This window comes from Sulfitobacter pacificus (genome assembly GCF_030159975.1).
GTDB lineage: Bacteria > Pseudomonadota > Alphaproteobacteria > Rhodobacterales > Rhodobacteraceae > Sulfitobacter > Sulfitobacter pacificus.
Map to the genome: position 1 here is coordinate 3274496 of NZ_BSNL01000001.1, position 16294 is coordinate 3290789.

The 16294-nt window shown below is 55.5% G+C and carries 20 protein-coding genes; 15 read left to right on the plus strand and 5 right to left on the minus strand.

Translation table 11 applies throughout. The features are described 5' to 3' along the window. Nucleotides 1-8: 8 nt before the first annotated feature. Nucleotides 9-1406 carry an aspartate aminotransferase family protein gene (locus tag QQL78_RS16375; RefSeq protein WP_284374894.1) on the minus strand — a complete coding sequence of 466 codons (1398 nt, stop codon included), beginning with the start codon at nt 1404-1406 and terminating at the stop codon, nt 9-11. Between the two features lie 83 nt (nt 1407-1489). After that, nucleotides 1490-2179 carry a GntR family transcriptional regulator gene (locus tag QQL78_RS16380; protein WP_284374897.1) on the minus strand — a complete coding sequence of 230 codons (690 nt, stop codon included), beginning with the start codon at nt 2177-2179 and terminating at the stop codon, nt 1490-1492. Nucleotides 2180-2326: 147 nt separating this feature from the next. On the opposite strand from QQL78_RS16380, the gene QQL78_RS16385 reads away from it, so the two are divergent. The 5 genes from QQL78_RS16385 (at nt 2327) to QQL78_RS16405 (ending at nt 7725) form a co-directional block, all read left to right on the plus strand. Beyond that, complete coding sequence (locus QQL78_RS16385; RefSeq protein ID WP_284374898.1) at nt 2327-3412, plus strand: polyamine ABC transporter substrate-binding protein; 1086 nt, start codon at nt 2327-2329, stop codon at nt 3410-3412. Between the two features lie 72 nt (nt 3413-3484). Then, the gene (locus tag QQL78_RS16390; protein WP_284374900.1) at nt 3485-4612 is read left to right on the plus strand and encodes an ABC transporter ATP-binding protein; all 1128 of its coding nucleotides are present in this window, start codon (nt 3485-3487) and stop codon (nt 4610-4612) included. Nucleotides 4613-4703: 91 nt separating this feature from the next. Next, nucleotides 4704-5579 (plus strand): ABC transporter permease subunit, encoded by an 876-nt coding sequence (locus QQL78_RS16395; RefSeq protein ID WP_284375627.1) that lies wholly within the window; start codon nt 4704-4706, stop codon nt 5577-5579. Beyond that, on the plus strand, nt 5576-6397 hold the full coding sequence (locus QQL78_RS16400; protein ID WP_284374902.1) for an ABC transporter permease: 822 nt from the start codon (nt 5576-5578) through the stop codon (nt 6395-6397). Before QQL78_RS16395 ends, QQL78_RS16400 begins: the two co-directional genes overlap by 4 nt. Then, a complete protein-coding gene (locus QQL78_RS16405; RefSeq protein WP_284374905.1) occupies nt 6397-7725 on the plus strand; it encodes an NAD(P)/FAD-dependent oxidoreductase in 1329 nt (442 codons plus the stop codon). The genes QQL78_RS16400 and QQL78_RS16405 overlap by 1 nt, the downstream gene beginning before the upstream one ends. Before the next feature lie 16 nt (nt 7726-7741). Here QQL78_RS16405 and QQL78_RS16410 read toward each other — a convergent pair whose 3' ends face one another. Continuing rightward, nucleotides 7742-8419, minus strand: a complete 678-nt coding sequence (locus QQL78_RS16410; protein WP_284374907.1) for a flagellar hook capping FlgD N-terminal domain-containing protein — start codon at nt 8417-8419, stop codon at nt 7742-7744. Nucleotides 8420-8431: 12 nt separating this feature from the next. Further along, nucleotides 8432-9442 carry a flagellar hook-length control protein FliK gene (locus tag QQL78_RS16415; protein ID WP_284374909.1) on the minus strand — a complete coding sequence of 337 codons (1011 nt, stop codon included), beginning with the start codon at nt 9440-9442 and terminating at the stop codon, nt 8432-8434. Nucleotides 9443-10122: 680 nt separating this feature from the next. On the opposite strand from QQL78_RS16415, the gene QQL78_RS16420 reads away from it, so the two are divergent. The 6 genes from QQL78_RS16420 to QQL78_RS16445 all read left to right on the plus strand — a co-directional run bounded on the left by QQL78_RS16420 (nt 10123) and on the right by QQL78_RS16445 (nt 13416). Next, the gene (locus tag QQL78_RS16420) at nt 10123-10404 is read left to right on the plus strand and encodes a rod-binding protein (protein WP_284374910.1); all 282 of its coding nucleotides are present in this window, start codon (nt 10123-10125) and stop codon (nt 10402-10404) included. Next, nucleotides 10391-10750: a flagellar biosynthesis protein FlgN gene (locus tag QQL78_RS16425; RefSeq protein WP_284374912.1), complete on the plus strand. Its 360-nt coding sequence runs from the start codon at nt 10391-10393 to the stop codon at nt 10748-10750. The genes QQL78_RS16420 and QQL78_RS16425 overlap by 14 nt, the downstream gene beginning before the upstream one ends. Before the next feature lie 205 nt (nt 10751-10955). Beyond that, entirely contained in the window at nt 10956-11783 is an 828-nt protein-coding gene (locus tag QQL78_RS16430) for a flagellin N-terminal helical domain-containing protein (RefSeq protein WP_284374914.1), read from the plus strand. 72 nt (nt 11784-11855) lie between these two features. Beyond that, complete coding sequence (gene flaF, locus QQL78_RS16435; RefSeq protein WP_284374916.1) at nt 11856-12227, plus strand: flagellar biosynthesis regulator FlaF; 372 nt, start codon at nt 11856-11858, stop codon at nt 12225-12227. Next, on the plus strand, nt 12224-12628 hold the full coding sequence (gene flbT / locus QQL78_RS16440) for a flagellar biosynthesis repressor FlbT (protein WP_284374918.1): 405 nt from the start codon (nt 12224-12226) through the stop codon (nt 12626-12628). Before flaF ends, flbT begins: the two co-directional genes overlap by 4 nt. After that, nucleotides 12628-13416 (plus strand): DUF1217 domain-containing protein, encoded by a 789-nt coding sequence (locus tag QQL78_RS16445; protein ID WP_284374920.1) that lies wholly within the window; start codon nt 12628-12630, stop codon nt 13414-13416. The genes flbT and QQL78_RS16445 overlap by 1 nt, the downstream gene beginning before the upstream one ends. 6 nt (nt 13417-13422) lie before the next feature. Here the strand turns inward: QQL78_RS16445 and QQL78_RS16450 are convergent, their stop codons facing one another. Further along, complete coding sequence (locus QQL78_RS16450) at nt 13423-14799, minus strand: FliI/YscN family ATPase (RefSeq protein WP_284374921.1); 1377 nt, start codon at nt 14797-14799, stop codon at nt 13423-13425. An 82-nt stretch (nt 14800-14881) separates the two neighbouring features. On the opposite strand from QQL78_RS16450, the gene QQL78_RS16455 reads away from it, so the two are divergent. Genes QQL78_RS16455 through QQL78_RS16470 form a run of 4 tightly spaced genes read left to right on the plus strand, consistent with a single transcriptional unit; the run spans nt 14882 to nt 16274 of the window. Continuing rightward, a complete protein-coding gene (locus QQL78_RS16455) occupies nt 14882-15271 on the plus strand; it encodes a FlgB family protein (RefSeq protein WP_284374922.1) in 390 nt (129 codons plus the stop codon). A 13-nt stretch (nt 15272-15284) separates the two neighbouring features. Next, complete coding sequence (gene flgC / locus QQL78_RS16460; RefSeq protein ID WP_284374923.1) at nt 15285-15677, plus strand: flagellar basal body rod protein FlgC; 393 nt, start codon at nt 15285-15287, stop codon at nt 15675-15677. A gap of 40 nt (nt 15678-15717) precedes the next feature. Further along, nucleotides 15718-16005 (plus strand): flagellar hook-basal body complex protein FliE, encoded by a 288-nt coding sequence (fliE, locus tag QQL78_RS16465; RefSeq protein ID WP_284374924.1) that lies wholly within the window; start codon nt 15718-15720, stop codon nt 16003-16005. Beyond that, nucleotides 16005-16274 carry a flagellar biosynthetic protein FliQ gene (locus tag QQL78_RS16470; RefSeq protein ID WP_284374925.1) on the plus strand — a complete coding sequence of 90 codons (270 nt, stop codon included), beginning with the start codon at nt 16005-16007 and terminating at the stop codon, nt 16272-16274. Before fliE ends, QQL78_RS16470 begins: the two co-directional genes overlap by 1 nt. The last annotated feature ends 20 nt before the right edge of the window (nt 16275-16294 follow it).

The following is a 16294-nucleotide window of genomic DNA, read 5'->3' on the forward strand; positions in this document are numbered from 1 at the left end:
GCCCCACCCTATGACGCGGCTTTCAGCATATCCTTATCCTGGAGATCCTTATAGGTCGCATCCAGCGCCAGTTTGGCGCGTTGGGCAAAGATATCGATCTCTTCCGGGGTAATAACGAGGGGGGGGGAAATGATCATCCGGTCGCCCACATGGCGCATCACCAGATTATTGGCAAAGCAATGCTCGCGGCACATATAGCCGACAGTGCCCCCATCGGAGGCAAATTTCGCACGGCTTTCTTTATGTGGGGTCAGGGGCAGCGATGCCATCAAACCGGAAACATTCACGCCGCCAACCAGCGGGTGTTCGCCCAGATCGGTCAAGGCAGCATGCAACGCGGGCATGGCAACATTTCGGATATGTGACAGCATATCTTCTTCTTGCATGATCCGCAGATTTTCCATCGCCACAGCAGCACAGACCGGATGGCCGGAATACGTGTACCCGTGGTTGAATTCACAGGCGTTGATCACCTCAGCAATCTCATCAGAGACAATCGACCCACCAATCGGTGCATAGCCGGAGGACAGCCCTTTGGCGATGGTCATGATGTCGGGCTGGATGCCCATTGTTTCGGAACCAAACCAATTGCCGGTCCGGCCAAAGCCGCAGATCACTTCGTCCGCGATCAGCAAAACATTGTATTTCTTACAGATACGCTGGATTTCGGGCCAATAGGTAGCGGGCGGAATGACCACCCCGCCAGCGCCCTGCACCGGCTCCCCAATAAAGGCGGCAACCTTTTCTTCACCGAGTTCCAGAATTTTCGCCTCGAGCTCCTGTGCGCGGGCAAGGCCAAATGCCTCTGGTGTCTGATCGCCCCCTTCGGACCACCAATCCGGCTGTCCGATGTGGTGGATGCCCGGGATCGGCATGCCGCCTTGTTCGTGGATATAAGTCATGCCACCCAACGAGCCGGAGCCGACGGAAGAGCCGTGATAGGCATTCTTGCGACTGATGATATGGGACTTTTCCGGCTGGCCTTTTTCGGCCCAATAGGTGCGCACCATGCGCAGGTTCGTGTCGTTTGCCTCTGACCCCGATCCTGCAAAGAAGACGTGGTTCAGATTGCCCGGCGCGAGTTTGGCCAATTCTGCAGCCAATGCGATGGCTGGCACGTGGCTGGTTTGGAAAAACGTGTTGTAATAAGGCAGTTCATTCATCTGGCGCATTGCGACCTGCCCCATTTCAGGGCGGCCATAGCCAAGGTTCACACACCACAGGCCGGCCATGGCATCCAGAATTTCGTTACCTTCGCTGTCTGTCAGGTAAACGCCTTTGGCACGGGTAATGATACGCGCGCCCTTGGAGGCCAATTCATCACCGGTCGTGAAAGGGTGCATATGATGCGCGGCATCAAGTGCTTGCAACTCGGTGGTGGGCAGATGGTTGGTGACTGAGGACATGTGGATCGACCTTTGCGGAGGGAAAAACAATTGCAGGGCAGAATATGATCAAATTATGCAAAGTCAATCGCTCAGACAAAGAACTAGCTATCTTGAAGTGCGGAAAAAATTTGATCAACGCCCTGGGCCACGTCCTCTGCCATGGCCTTTGCTGCTGCTTCGGCGTCGCGCAGACGCAAAGCGGCCAGCAGGTCCTGATGTTTGTCCGGTAGGTTGTTGGTGCCGAACCGGCCACAAACCACGCGCAATGACGGGCCAAACCGCAACCAAAGCCGATCCACCGTTGCGGCCATGATCGGCGCGTTTGCCGCTTCATAGATCATCGCATGAAATCGGTAATTATGGGTCAGGTAGCCGCCAACATCTCCCTGAGCAATGGCGCGGTTAAGATCTTCGTCACAGGCGGCAATTGCATCAAGTGATGCTGGCGTCAGCCGCACCGCAGCACGGCGTGCCAATTCAGGTTCCAGCGTTGCACGCATAAATCCAAGCTCGTTTGCGCAATCCGGTGTCAAGACCGGCACACTGACGCGACGGTTACCTTGGTGGGTCAGCGCCCCTTCGGCAATCAGGCGTCTCAAGGCCTCGCGCACCGGGGTCATGCCCACGCTCAGCTGGTCGGTCAGGCCCTGTATGGTGACAGCCTGACCCGGAGCCAGATCGCCAAATAGAATCATCACACGCAGCTTTTCATAAACCGCCTGATGCGCCGGCATTTTGCCTGTATCCGGCCCGACAAAGGGGTTCGTCGGGGTGATCACTTCCACATTCATTCAATTTCGCCTGTTTTTTGTCGATCAGGACCCGGCTTGTGCCAGTCTATTCAGCTTGAAAGCATAAAGTAACTTGCCGCAAGACGCAAAACTTGATCAAATTAAACCAATGTCGGGACCAACCCGACACACTTTAGGGAGTATAGCATGAAATACCGCATTTTGGGCACCGCCGTTGTTGCCGCACTGACCGCAGGTGCATCGGTTGCCGAAGAAGTCCGCGTTTACAACTGGTCTGACTATATCGACGAATCCTTGCTGGAGAAATTCGAGACAGAGACCGGCATTGATTTGATTTATGATGTCTTTGACAGCAACGAAGTGCTTGAGACCAAATTACTGGCTGGCGGATCGGGGTACGATGTCGTTGTGCCATCGGGCACCTTCCTGCAACGCCAGATCACTGCCGGTGCCTTTCAGAAACTGGATGCGGCCAAGCTGTCGAACATGGGCAACATGTGGGACACGATTAATGACCGGTTGAAGAAGTATGACCCCGAAGGGGCTTATGCGATCAACTATATGTGGGGCACGACCGGCATCGGTGTGAACATAAACAAGGTCAAGGAAGCGCTGGGCGATGATGCACCGGTTGATTCACTGTCCTTGGTTCTGGATCCCGCGAATATGGAGAAGCTGGCGGACTGCGGTGTGCATTTCCTCGATGCGCCCGCCGAGATCATTCCGGCGACACTGGCCTATATCGGTGAAGACCCAGATAGTCAGGACCCCGATGTGATTGCCAAGACAGAGCCTGTTTTGACGGCGATCGCACCATTTGTGCAAAAATTCCATAGCTCTGAATATATCAACGCTTTGGCCAATGGTGACATCTGCGTGGCCATCGGTTGGTCCGGTGACATTCTGCAGGCGCGTGACCGCGCGGCAGAGGCCGACAATGGTGTCGAAATCGAATATTATGCGCCCAAGGAAGGTGCACTGATGTGGTTCGACAATATGGCAATTCCTGTAGATGCACCGAACCCGGACGGGGCACATAAGTTCCTGAACTTCATCATGGATGCACAGAACATGGCGGCGGCGTCTAACTATGTATATTACGCCAACGGCAACAAGGCCTCACAGGAGTTTCTGGTCGAGGATGTGATCGGCGATGTTGCGATCTACCCTGATGCGGCAACGCTTGAGAACCTTTATACTACCTCGCCCTACGGGCCGAAGGTGCAGCGGGCCGTGACCCGTATGTGGACCAAGATCAAGTCCGGTACGTAAGGTGTCCAAACAGGGCGTGGCTGTGATCAGCCGCGCCCCTTTTTTATCTGACCAAACAGGGATGACCGCAACGTGAGCCAGACCGTTTTTGCCCCTTGGGACAATCCCGACGAAAAGCCGTTGATCCGCTTTCAGAATGTCACGAAAAAATTTGGTGAATTCACCGCCATTGACGATTTGACGCTGGATATTTTTGCACAGGAGTTCTTTGCTCTGCTTGGACCGTCTGGCTGCGGCAAGACGACGATGATGCGGATGCTGGCAGGGTTTGAAACTGTCACTGAAGGGCGGATCGAACTTGCAGGTGCAGACATCGGTCCCGTACCGCCAAATGAACGTGCGGTGAATATGATGTTTCAGTCTTACGCATTGTTTCCGCATATCAGCGTCTGGGAAAACATCGCCTTTGGCCTGCGCCGCGACAAGAAAAGCAAGGCAGAGATTGAAGCGCGGGTGGAAGAGATGCTCAAGCTGGTGCGGCTTGAGAAATTTGCCCACCGCAAACCACATCAGATTTCTGGTGGCCAACGGCAACGGGTTGCGCTGGCGCGTTCCTTGGCCAAGGCCCCGAAGCTGTTGTTGCTGGATGAACCGCTTGGCGCTCTGGATAAGAAATTGCGGCAGGAAACCCAGTTTGAACTGATGGACATTCAGGAAACCACTGGCACAACATTTGTGATTGTCACCCATGATCAGGAAGAGGCAATGACCGTCGCCTCCCGCGTGGCCGTGATGGACGAAGGGCGCGTAATTCAGGTGGCAACGCCTTCGGCGATCTATGAATATCCGAATTCGGTTTATGTTGCGGATTTCATTGGTGATGTGAACATTATCGAGGGGCAGGCCCGCGCGTCCGGTACCGAAGAATACGCTTTGACCTGGAGCGAGGGTCAGGCCCCGATCACGGCAACCTCGCAAAAGGCGTTCAGCGAAGGGCAGAAGGCGCATCTTGCGATCCGACCCGAAAAGATCCGCATTTCGACAGAAAAACCCGAAGATGCGGTAAACGCCATGCAAGGCAAGGTGTTGGATATCGCCTATCTGGGCAACCTTTCAACCTATCACGTGGAATTGCCGGGTGGTCAGGTGATCAAGGCGCAAACCGCCAATACCCGCCGCATCGCCCGGCGTGATATCACCTGGGAAGATCCTGTCTGGATCTCATGGAGCGCCACAGCGGGCGTGATGTTGGGCCAATGAAACAGACACGCTTCACCCTCTTTTTGGCCTTAAATGCTGCGGGGTCCGGGGCTGGCCCCGATCCTTCAGAAACAACGGGCGGGCCTGAATGATGCGCCGCAGTACCCTGATCCTTATTCCCTATCTGTGGCTTTTGCTGCTGTTCTTTGCACCGTTTCTGATTGTGCTGAAAATCTCGCTGTCTGACGCGGCGCTGGCGATCCCGCCTTATACGCCAAACCTGAAAGACGGCATCGGTGCGCTGATCCGCGAGCTGGACTTTGAGAACTTCGTCTTCCTGACCGAAGATGACCTCTATTGGAAAGCTTACCTCAGTTCGCTTCGCATTGCCCTTGTTTCGACTGTCTTGACCCTGCTGGTTGGTTATCCCATCGCCTATGGGATGGCCAAGGCACCGGAGGAATGGCGCGCCACGCTGATGATGCTGGTCATTCTGCCCTTCTGGACCTCCTTTCTGATCCGCGTCTATGCTTGGATGGGCATTCTCAGCAATGAGGGTTTGTTGAACCAGCTGCTGTTATGGCTGGGCGTGACCTCTGAACCGTTGGTGATCCTGAACACAACAACAGCGGTCTATATCGGCATTGTTTACACCTATCTGCCCTTCATGATCCTGCCGATTTATGCCGCGCTTGACCGGCTTGATTCCTCGCTGGATGAGGCGGCGCAGGATCTCGGGTGTACCCGCAGACAGGCGTTCTGGCTGGTGACGATCCCCCTGTCGAAGAACGGCATCGTTGCGGGGTCCTTCCTCGTGTTCATCCCGGCGCTGGGCGAATTTGTGATCCCATCGTTGTTAGGCGGGTCGGGCACGCTGATGATTGGCAAGGTTTTGTGGGAAGAGTTCTTTAACAACCGCGATTGGCCGGTGGCTTCTGCCGTTGCTGTTATCCTGCTGTTGATCCTGATCCTGCCGATTGTCCTGTTCCAACGGAACCAGCAAAAACAGCAGGAGGCCGAGCAATGAAGCGTCTGTCGTGGTTCAATGTCACCTCGCTGACGCTGGGGTTCGCTTTCCTTTACCTGCCGATGCTGGTGTTGGTGATCTACAGCTTCAATGCCTCAAAACTGGTCACGGTCTGGGCAGGGTTTTCAACCAAATGGTACGGGACCCTGTTCCAGAACGAGGCGTTTCTGGATGCTGCATGGGTGACCCTGAAGGTTGCGGTGGTTTCCTCAACCTTTGCAACAATTCTGGGGACGATGGCGGCCTATGTTCTGGTGCGTGGCGGGCGCTTTATGGGGCGGACGTTGTTTTCCGGGATGATCTACGCCCCCTTGGTCATGCCAGAGGTGATTACCGGCCTGTCGCTGCTGCTGCTGTTCATCGGCATCGGATTGGACCGGGGTGTATTGACCATCGTGCTGGCCCACACCACGTTTTCCATGTGTTATGTTTCTGTGGTTGTTTCCTCGCGGTTGGTTACCTTCGATCGCTCGTTGGAAGAGGCGGCGCTCGACCTTGGTTCAACCCCTTGGGAGGCGTTCCGGCTGGTCACCTTGCCCATCATCGCCCCTGCAGTGATTTCCGGCTGGCTGCTGGCATTCACGCTTAGTCTGGATGACCTTGTAATTGCGTCCTTTACGTCCGGTCCATCGGCCACAACCCTGCCGATCAAGATATTCTCGGCTGTGCGCCTTGGGGTCTCGCCAGAGATCAACGCATTGTCGACGATCATGATCCTGATCGTGACCGTTGGTGTTGTAACGGCGTCGCTGGTGACCAAACGCAATGCAATTCGCGCCCAGAACGATGCGCAGGCGGCAGAGCGCGCAACTGGCTGATGAAGCGGATTTATCCCGATTTCGCCTATTCGGACGCGCCGCGCGCAGGGTGCTGGTGGGATGAAACCTGTAACATCCTGTCAAGGCCCCCGTTAGGCGCGGACCATCGGTGTGATGTGGCAATCATCGGTGGTGGCTTTACCGGAATTTCAGCGGCGCTTCATCTGGCGCAAGCAGGGGTTTCAGTGGCGGTTTTGGAAAGCCGTTACGTTGGCTGGGGTGCCTCCGGGCGCAACGGCGGCTTTTGCTGTTTGGGCGGCGGGATGCTGAACAATCAACAGTTGGACAAGACCTTTGGCAGGCAGGGCCGCGATGAATGGCGGCAGGCGGAAAAGGCCTCGATCCAATTTGTCGAAGGGTTGATTGACCGTATTGGCATGGATGTTGACCGGCACTCAAACGGAGAAACCCAACTTGCGCACCGCGCCAGCGACTTTGAAAACATGAAAGGTGATCTGGAGTATTACGCAAAAAGTTACGGGGTGGAGGCACGTTTGACGCCCAAGAGTGAATTGGCGTCTGAGGGCATGAATGCGGGGTTTGAGGGAGCCATCACCGTTCCAATCGGGTTTGGTCTCAATCCGCGCAAATATATCACTGGTTTGGCAGGAGCTGCCGAAGCCGCAGGTGCGCGAATTTTCCATGATACGCCAGTGACCGCCATCGCGCGCCCCGGTACTGGGTTTGAATTGACCACGCCACACGGAAAACTGCGGGCGGATAAGGTTATTGTGGCCACAAACGGCTACTCAGCTGAAGATCTGCCCGATTGGTTGGCAGGCCGCTATATGCCGACACAATCCAGCATTATCGTCACCCGTCCTATGGATGCGGCAGAGTTGCATGCGCAGGGCTGGACCAGCGGACAGGCGTCCTATGATTCGCGTCATTTGTTGCATTACTTCCGGCTGATGCCTGACAACCGTATGCTGTTCGGTGTGCGTGGCGGGTTGATGGCAACGCCGGATTCAGAGGCGCAGGCAATCAAACGGGCGCGTGCGGATTTCGATGCGATGTTCCCCGCATGGCGCGGGGTCGAAACGCCAAACAGCTGGTCCGGGATGGTCTGTATCGCCCGAAACAGGATGCCTTTTGTCGGTCAAGTGCCGGACAGTCCGGGGCTGTTTGCCAGCCTTTGTTACCATGGCAATGGCGTAGCGATGGGAAGCTATTGTGGTGGGCTGCTGGCCGATTTGGTGCAGGGTAAAACGCCAGATCAGATCTATCCAAAAGCGGTTCAGCGGCCGCTTGCCAAATTCGAACTTGGCCGTTGGCGCCGTGCAGTGATGCCATTCGCATACGCTGGTTTCGCATTGAAAGATCGTTAGGGTCCTGATCTCAGGATCAGACCGGCGGTTCGCGCAGACCGTCAACATCACTTGCCAGAATGGCGCTGCCACCTTCAAGGATCAGGACCGTGCCCCCATCATCTTGCCGGCGGGTTTCAACAATGCGGCCATAGGTTTCGGTGGGCTCTGACAAAATCACGTCGCCGTTTGCGTGACTTTCAATGTCAAAGCTGTAGGTCCCGACAGGAAAGGCGGAGCCGTCACTTGACACCCCAGCCCATTCAACCGGCTCGGCCGAGACTGGCAGCTGTAGGCGCTGTACTTCTTCACCAGTGCTGTCGCGCACGACAAGGTAGACCTCGTCAGAGGCGGCAGCCGGGTTCGGGTGGATCACAATCGGGCTGCCATCAAACAGAACCGGGGCGGTTGTGCGTGCCTCCATCCCAATCCAGCTTGCCAGCTCTGCCATGTTGCCGGACCCGATTTGCGATGCGAGAGAGGTCAGCAGATCATTTGACAGGACCTGCTGTTCGACCATGGAAAACTGAGCCAATTGCGCAGCATATTGTGAGGAATCAATAGGTTCAAGCGGGTCCTGAAACCGAGCTTGTGCCGTCAACATTTTCAAAAAGGTTTCAAAGTCAGAGGAAAGAACCTGCTGGGTTTGCGGTGTGCTGCTGGCAGTGGCACCTGGGGCAGAGGCATTTGCAATGGGGGATGAATTGATGTCCATGTGTGATCCTGTTCAAAGCCGGATATCAAGGCCAGCTTCTAAACTGGCATTTAAGGCAATTTGCGCCGTTGCAACGACGGATTCATCTGAAGTGACGCTGCCCTTTGAGCCGGCAGAAGAATGCGCCTCTCCATCGGTTTCTTCCTGTTGCTGTCCCCCGCCCGAAAATGAAAAGGCGATGTCGCTATACCCGATGTCCTGAAAGGCGGATTCCAGATGTGAAATATGTCGGCGCAGAAGGTCGACGGTTTCCTGACGTTCGGCCAGCACGTTGACAACAATCCCCGCCTCGGATGATGACAGCGCAAGGCGTACCCGGCCAAGCTCTTCAGGATTCAGGGAGATTTCCACCGGTCGGTTTGGCATCGTTTGCAATGCTTCTGCGATTTGGCGGGCAACATATTGCGCAATTGGTGCCGTTGGCGGCAGCGACTGAGGATGCTGCAATGATGATGCGGATGAGATATCAGCCCGCATGGAGTAAAGCGGTTCCGCGTCAATCAGGCTTGTGGTGGCCTTGCCCGGGTCCAGTGCAGACAGGGGCAAAGACAGGGATTGGGCGGCTGGAGTTGGCACGTTCTTGACGGCGGGTGCCACGGGAGCGGCTTGTTTCACCGATAGAACGGTCTGGATGGCAATGTCAGAGGTGGCGATCCGGTCCGCAGGAGCTTTGCGTGACGTCTTATCGGCGAGGGGCAGCACTGTGTTGAGCAGTTGCACGGTGAGAGGAGCCACTGGCGCGGTGGTGACAGTGGTGGGCGGGATTGGCATTGCGCGATCAGGGGCCGGTATCGGTTGCAGAGCGTGTGGTTGAGAGGCCGCCAGCGTCGCAACAGGATAGGTGAGTGCGTTTTGGGCCGCGCTCTTCTGCGGAGCGGCAGGGGTGTGAGGCGCAGTGGAACGCGGCAGCTCTGCCAGTGATGATTGGTCTGATGCAGAGCCTCTTGGTGACAGGGGTGGTGGCAGATCTGATGCAGATTTTTCTCCCTGAACTGCATGCTGCGCCACTTGGGATGTGATCATGCGTGACGGTTTCTGGGAAAGCTCAACGTGTGTATCAACCGAAGCCTTCTCCGATAACATATTGTGTCTCTGTAGCGGTTTTGTTGATATTTTAGCTATTGCAACCGGTGGTTCGACCGTCTGTTTCGCTCCATGGATTGCTCCCGCTGGCACCTGCACATCTGCGGGGCGCGGCGGGGTAACTTGCAGCTCACCGTTTCCAACAGATTTTGCTTCCTGCAGTGTCAGCTCATTTCTACCCACCGTGGCAAACTCGGCTTTCTGCACAGCCGGGCTTTCTGACTTTTGTGGTTTTTCCGTTTCGGAAGGAATTGGCTGGCCTTCCGCTACATCCGCTTCTAACGCGCCCTCAGTATCCGTGGGGACAATCGGGGACGCCTTGACCTTTTCGTCGCTGGGCACAGTAGAAAGCCCAGTAAAAATAGCGATAAAGCTTTGATCCTTTTGTTCAGGCTGCGCCTTGCGGTCGGTTGGCGGTTTTGCGTTTTCGATCTCTCCGGCGGAAGCGGGATGAGGACCTGCACCTTTTGCCGGCAACAGACTTTGAGTCAAAATGGAATGCACGATGTCCTCCGGGATTTCTTCTCCGATTGGGACGGTTATGCGCGAACATCCTTACCAGTTGTTTACTGAAATCGGCGCATGTTCGGCAAAGTAGACAGCAATTTAAGGACTCCGCCATGGACGCGATCCGCCCCGCTGCGACCTCCGTACCGCAGCCGCATGAAGATAAGGCCCTGCGCCAAGCTGCAAAGCAGCTTGAGGCCGGCTTTCTTGCAGAAATGCTTAAATCAGCGGGGCTTGGTGCCTCACCTGAAGGGTTCGGTGGGGGGGCAGGCGAGGATCAGTTTGCCTCTTTCCTTGTCGCTGAACAAGCCAAAGCCATGGTTGAAGCCGGGGGGATTGGGCTAAGCGAATCGATTTATGAAGCACTCAAGGAGAGAAACGATGACGGCGAATAGTAATGCGACCACAACTGAGGAACTGAGTGACCTATTGGACGCAGAGCGCGAGGCCCTGCTGAAGGGCGATCTGGAAAAACTGAATGCGCTGCTGGTATCCAAGGAGTTGCTGATCGAAGCCGTAAATGCAGTGCCTCAAACCGATTTGACCACGATGGAAATGCTGGACAAGAAGGTAAAGCGCAACCAATTGTTGCTGGATGGTGCACTTGAGGGCATTCGCGCCGTGGCGGCCCGTATGGCCCGCCTGCGCGAAGTAAAAGGTGCGTTGGAGACATATGGTGCGGACGGGAAACGTCATGACATCCAGCTGGATATCGACAGTTCTGTGGAACACCGGGTTTGAGCAGTTGATTAAAAACCCTGTGACTTGGCTTGGCCTGATTCAGAGTTCGTTAAGACAACTGCGCCAAATCTGAGCGTGCATCCGAGGTCGGGTGGCGCATCTTTTGGAACAAAAGCATGCATAGTTCAGAATGACATTCCGTCCAGCCCCAGGGGGGGGTGGGACACAACGGACGCAAAGCGTCTATGACTGAAGGAACATGCTTATGTCGAGCATCATCACGAACAACAGCGCAATGGTTGCCTTGCAGACATTGAAATCCATTAATTCAAATCTCTCCGATACCCAAAACGAAATTGCAACGGGTAAGGAAATCAGCTCTGCAAAGGACAACTCTGCGATCTGGGCGATTTCCAAAGTAATGGAAGCCGATGTTGCCGGTTTTGACGCTGTATCGAAATCTTTGGCGGTGGGCGAGGCGACGCTTGGCGTTGCGTCTGCCGGTGCGGAATCTATCGTCGAGACGCTGAAGGAAATGGAAGGGTTGGCGGTCTCCGGCGGCAGTGAGACGGCGGATTTCACCAAAATTCAGGCTGAAATGCTGCAAAAGGTAGCGCAAATCGCTGATACGATCGAAGCATCGCAGTTCAACGGCGTTAACTTGCTTTCTACTGCCGGTGCCGGTTTAACAGTTGTTTCGTCGGTTAACCGCGTTGGCACAGCGGCAGCAACAACTGACACGATCACAGTGGCAAACCTGGATTTTGAAGCAAACATTGACACGGCTGGCATGACCGCAATCACCGATGCGGCAAGTGCGGCGACTGCGTTTGGTGAAATTCAGGTCATGCTGACAACTGCACTGGCTGGTGCCTCAACAATCGGTTCGGCAGCTAGCCGTGTTGAAGATCAGGGGGTATTCGTTTCCAAGCTCTCGGACTCCCTGAAGTCCGGCATTGGTGCCTTGGTCGATACGGATATGGAGGCGGCCTCCGCCCGTCTGCAAGCTTTGCAGACACAACAGCAACTGGGCGTTCAGGCCCTGTCGATTGCCAATCAGGCACCGCAGACCATCCTGTCACTCTTCCGTTAAACCATTGGATCGGGGGCGGGACTGGCCCGCCCTCGGTATCCGCATACCATCCAGCAATAGGTAAGGTTTAACGTGAACGCATCATTAAAAGCCCGGCATGCTTATGCCCCGACATCTGCGCCCATTCGGTCAAATCGCGGGATTGAATACGATGTGATTGCCCGCATCACATTTCGACTTAAGAAAGCCGTTGAGCAAGGTGAGTTCGGCCCGCTGGTCGAAGCTCTGCACGAGAACCGCAACCTTTGGCGTGTTTTGGCAATCGATGTTGCCTCTCCCGAAAATCAATTGCCAAAGGACTTGCGAGCCCGGCTTTTCTATCTTGCGGAATTCACGGATCATCACACCAGCAAGGTCATCAGCAGGAAGGGCTCTGCCATTCCCCTGCTTGAAGTAAACACAGCGGTCCTGAGGGGACTTAAACCACAGGGGTTGGACAGATGAGCGGGCTTGTTCTTAAGCTCAGCCCGAAGGAACGTGTTTTGATCAATGGTGCAGTGATCGAAAATGGTGACCGCCGCAGTCGGCTGTCCATTATGACGCCGGACGCGCATATTTTGCGTTTGCGTGACGCGGTCCACCCAGAGGAAGCAACCACACCTGTAAGGCGCTTGTGTTTTGCCGTCCAATTGGTGCTGTCGGGAGACAGGGATCCGGGCAAGGCGCACTCTGACCTTTTGCGTCAAATTGAAGATCTGAGTCAGGTTTTTCAGGATAGGGATAGCCGCCGCATTCTTGCAGAATCCAGCACGGCAATCATTGAAGAACAGCACTATCGCGCGCTCAAGGCGTTGCGCAGCATGATCCCCAGAGAAGACCGCCTTTTGGCGGTTCGGCCAAGCTGATGTTTCAACCTATTGTTCCTGCGGACGGCCTGTCAGGTTGGCGGTTTTTGCAGCGCACCTATGAGGTGCAGGCCGAGGCATTTAACAGATCTACAGTCATTCAGCGCGATACAGAGTATTTTGCGGATAAGATTTCTGAGGTGACAACAGCTGAAGAACTGGTTTCCGACCGTCGTTTGCTGACCGTCGCGCTGGGGGCCTTCGGTCTTCAGGATGACATCAATAACCGGTACTTCATCCAGAAAATTCTGGAAGAGGGAACAAACAGCGATGATGCATTGTCGATGCGTTTGTCTGACACACGGTATCGCAAACTGTCAGCCGCCTTTGGTTTTGGCCCTGTTGCGGACAAACAAGTAGGCGAGGCTGGCTTTGCCGAAAACATCATCGCCAGATTTCAATCCAACAGTTTTGAAGTGGCGGCCGGCGACCAAAACAGCGCGATGCGTGTTGCACTTTATGCAGAGCGGGAATTGTCGCAGCTGGCTGCGGGGGATGAATCTACAAATGCGAAATGGTTCACCATCATGGGCGACCCACCTTTGCGTCAACTGTTCGAAAAAGCTCTGAATTTGCCAGAGTCGATTGGCTCGATCGACATTGACCAGCAACTGAGAGTTTTCAAAGACCGCGCTGTTTCAGTCTTTGGCAGCGATGATCTGTCACTGTTTGAGGACCCTGATTTGGTGCAGGAGGCCGTCACCAAATTCATCGTGCGTGACCAGATTGGTGTAAACGGCGGGATGTCTGGCGGCTCTATCGCTCTAACGTTGTTGCAGGGGTTCTAGACTGCCCTAGCCGCCCTCGACCGCTGTGGCCTGTGGCCGGTGTGAGGGTTTGGCGGCAGCTTTGGCCCGGCGTAGAATGAGGTTCAGTTGTTGAAAGCTATGGGTGCAGTCTTGTGGGGCCTCCTGACCCAGGAAATCGTCCAGATCTGACCATAAGGCGATGGCCTGATCCAGCTCTGGGTCGGCCCCTTGGGTATACAGACCCGCCCGGATCATCACCGAGTTCCGGTCATAAAGCCCCAGCAAACGGCGTGTTTGGTGCAGAAGGACATTTTCAGAAACAGTGGCTGCATTGGGCAGGCTGCGTGAAACGGATTGTAGTACGTCAATCGCCGGGTAACGACCGCCCTCTGCAATGGCGCGGTCCAGCACGATATGCCCATCCAGTACCCCGCGCAGTATATCCGCAATCGGTTCATCCATATCCGAACCGGCAACAAGTACAGAAAACAGGGCGGTGATATCCCCCTGATTGCCAAACCCGGGACCAGCGCGTTCACATAAGGACATGATCATATGTGAGGTGGAGGGGGGGTAGCCACGCAGTACCGGTGCCTCACCAGCGGCGACTGCAACTTCGCGGTGGGCTTCGGCAAAGCGGGTAATCGAATCGGCAAGCAGCAAAACATTTTTGCCCTGATCCCGGAAGTGTTCAGCGACAGCCATCGCAGTCCAGGCGCAGCGGCGGCGTTTGAGCGCGGATTGGTCGGATGTTGCGGCAATGACAACCGTGCGTTTCAATCCTTCTTCACCGATCACTTCCTCGACAAAATGGCGTAATTCCCGACCGCGCTCACCAATCAATGCAATGACGACAACGTCCGCATCAACACGGCTGGCCAAACGGCCCAAGAGGCTGCTTTTGCCCACACCAGAACCGGCGAAAAGGCCCATCCGCTGGCCTTTTACCAAGGGCAACAACGTATTGGTCACGGCCATTCCGGTGCTTAACCGCGCACCCAACGCCCGCCGTTTTGCCGCATCAGGCGGCGCGCAGCGCAAGGGCCGAACCCGTGGGCCGCGCAACAGGGGTAAGCCATCCAGCGGGTGACCAGAGGGATCAACGATCCGTCCCATCCAAGTATCTGCAGGTGCGATGACACCCTCATGCGAAAGGACCGCGCGATTTTGGAGGGCAACGCCATCGGGCACTGCTTCTGGCAAGGCAATGATTGTGTCGCAGCGAAGCTGAACAACCTCGCTTCCCAAAGGAGGCTGGCCTTCCCGGTGCACCGTGATCCAATCGCCAATCCGGGCAATTGATGCCAATCCTGCAATCTCGATGATACCCGCCTTGACCCGTGTTACCCGACCAACCGGGCGCACCGGGTGAAGGGACTCTATCTCGGCACGCAGGCCGCTGATCTGTGTGGGCGATTCCATGACAATCCTTCCAAAGGCGCTCACCCTTTCTAAAGGAATCGGAGTTAAGCCTTGATTGAAATCGGTCGAGGGAGAAGCCCCGATGTTTGAGAACCTAGATATATTTCGCATGTCCGCCGCCATGGCGCGCCATGCTGGAAAGCAGCAAGCCGTGGTGGCGCAGAACGTAGCAAACGCGGATACGCCGGGGTATGGCGCGCGGGAAATGCCGGACTTTAAAACGTCCTATTTGCCGGCGGATACATCAGGCGCGCAACGCGCAACACGGACGCGGCATCTACATGGCAGCACGGATGGCGCCGGTTTACCTGAAGTGCAGGATGTAAGGGAGCAGTCCAGCCCGAATGGCAACCAAATTTCACTTGAAACGGAAATCCTGAAATCGGTGGATGCCAAGCGTCAGCATGATCGTGCATTGGCCATTTACAAGACGTCCATTGGCGTGCTGCGCAGCACCCTGCGCACAACCTGAGGGGCCTGGATAGATGAGCGATTTTTCTAATGCACTTAGTATCTCGTCAAGTGGTTTGCGCGCACAGGCGGCCCGGCTGCGCCACCTGTCCGAAAACATCTCGAATGCGGATACGCCGGGATATCGACGCAAGACAATCTCCTTCGAGACAGAGGTGTCAGGACGTTCCGATGCCGGTGAAGTCAGGCCCGGGCGGGTGCGATTGGACAAGTCCGAGCTGGAGAAAATTCACGACCCGACCCATCCGATGGCGGATGACACAGGGCATTACGACGGATCAAACGTCGATCTGTTGATTGAACTGGCCGACGCGCGCGAGGCGCAGCGCAGCTACGAGGCAAACCTCAAAGTTTTTGAACAGACCCGAAAGATGTCGTCGGGACTTATGGACCTGTTGAGACGGTAAAACCGGCTGAGCAGATCATTCACAGCAAAGGAGATCCAGAATGGAGATCAAAGGACTTTCAGTTGCACAGAAATATGCGGCAGCACGGCCCGCGACAGAACCAGAAGAACATGTGGGCGTATTAAACGCGGCGAAAAATGTCGCGCTTGATTTCGCCACAGCATTGGCCGAGGGAGAGGAAACCGCCAAAGCCGCGATGATCGGCAATGCGGATCCTCATTCTCTGGTAACTGCCTTGGCGCAGACGGAACTGGTGGTCGAAACCGCAGTGACCGTGCGCAACAAGGTGGTCGAGGCCTATCAGGAAATCCTGAGGATGCCTGTCTGATGATGGATGAGGTGCTGTTCTTTGACACGCTCAGGCAGGGGTTGTGGGTTGGCTTGATCATCTCACTTCCGATCCTGACGGTGGCGCTGCTGGCTGGTGTTTCCATCGGCTTGATACAGGCATTGACCTCCATTCAGGAGATGACGCTGACCTTTGTGCCAAAGCTGGCGGCGATTGGTGCCATTTTCTGGCTTTCAATGGGATACATGACCCAGACTTTGGTGTCGTTTTTCCATGATCGCATCATCCCGCTTGTGATCGGAGGATAGAATGGAGCATGCCGGATACA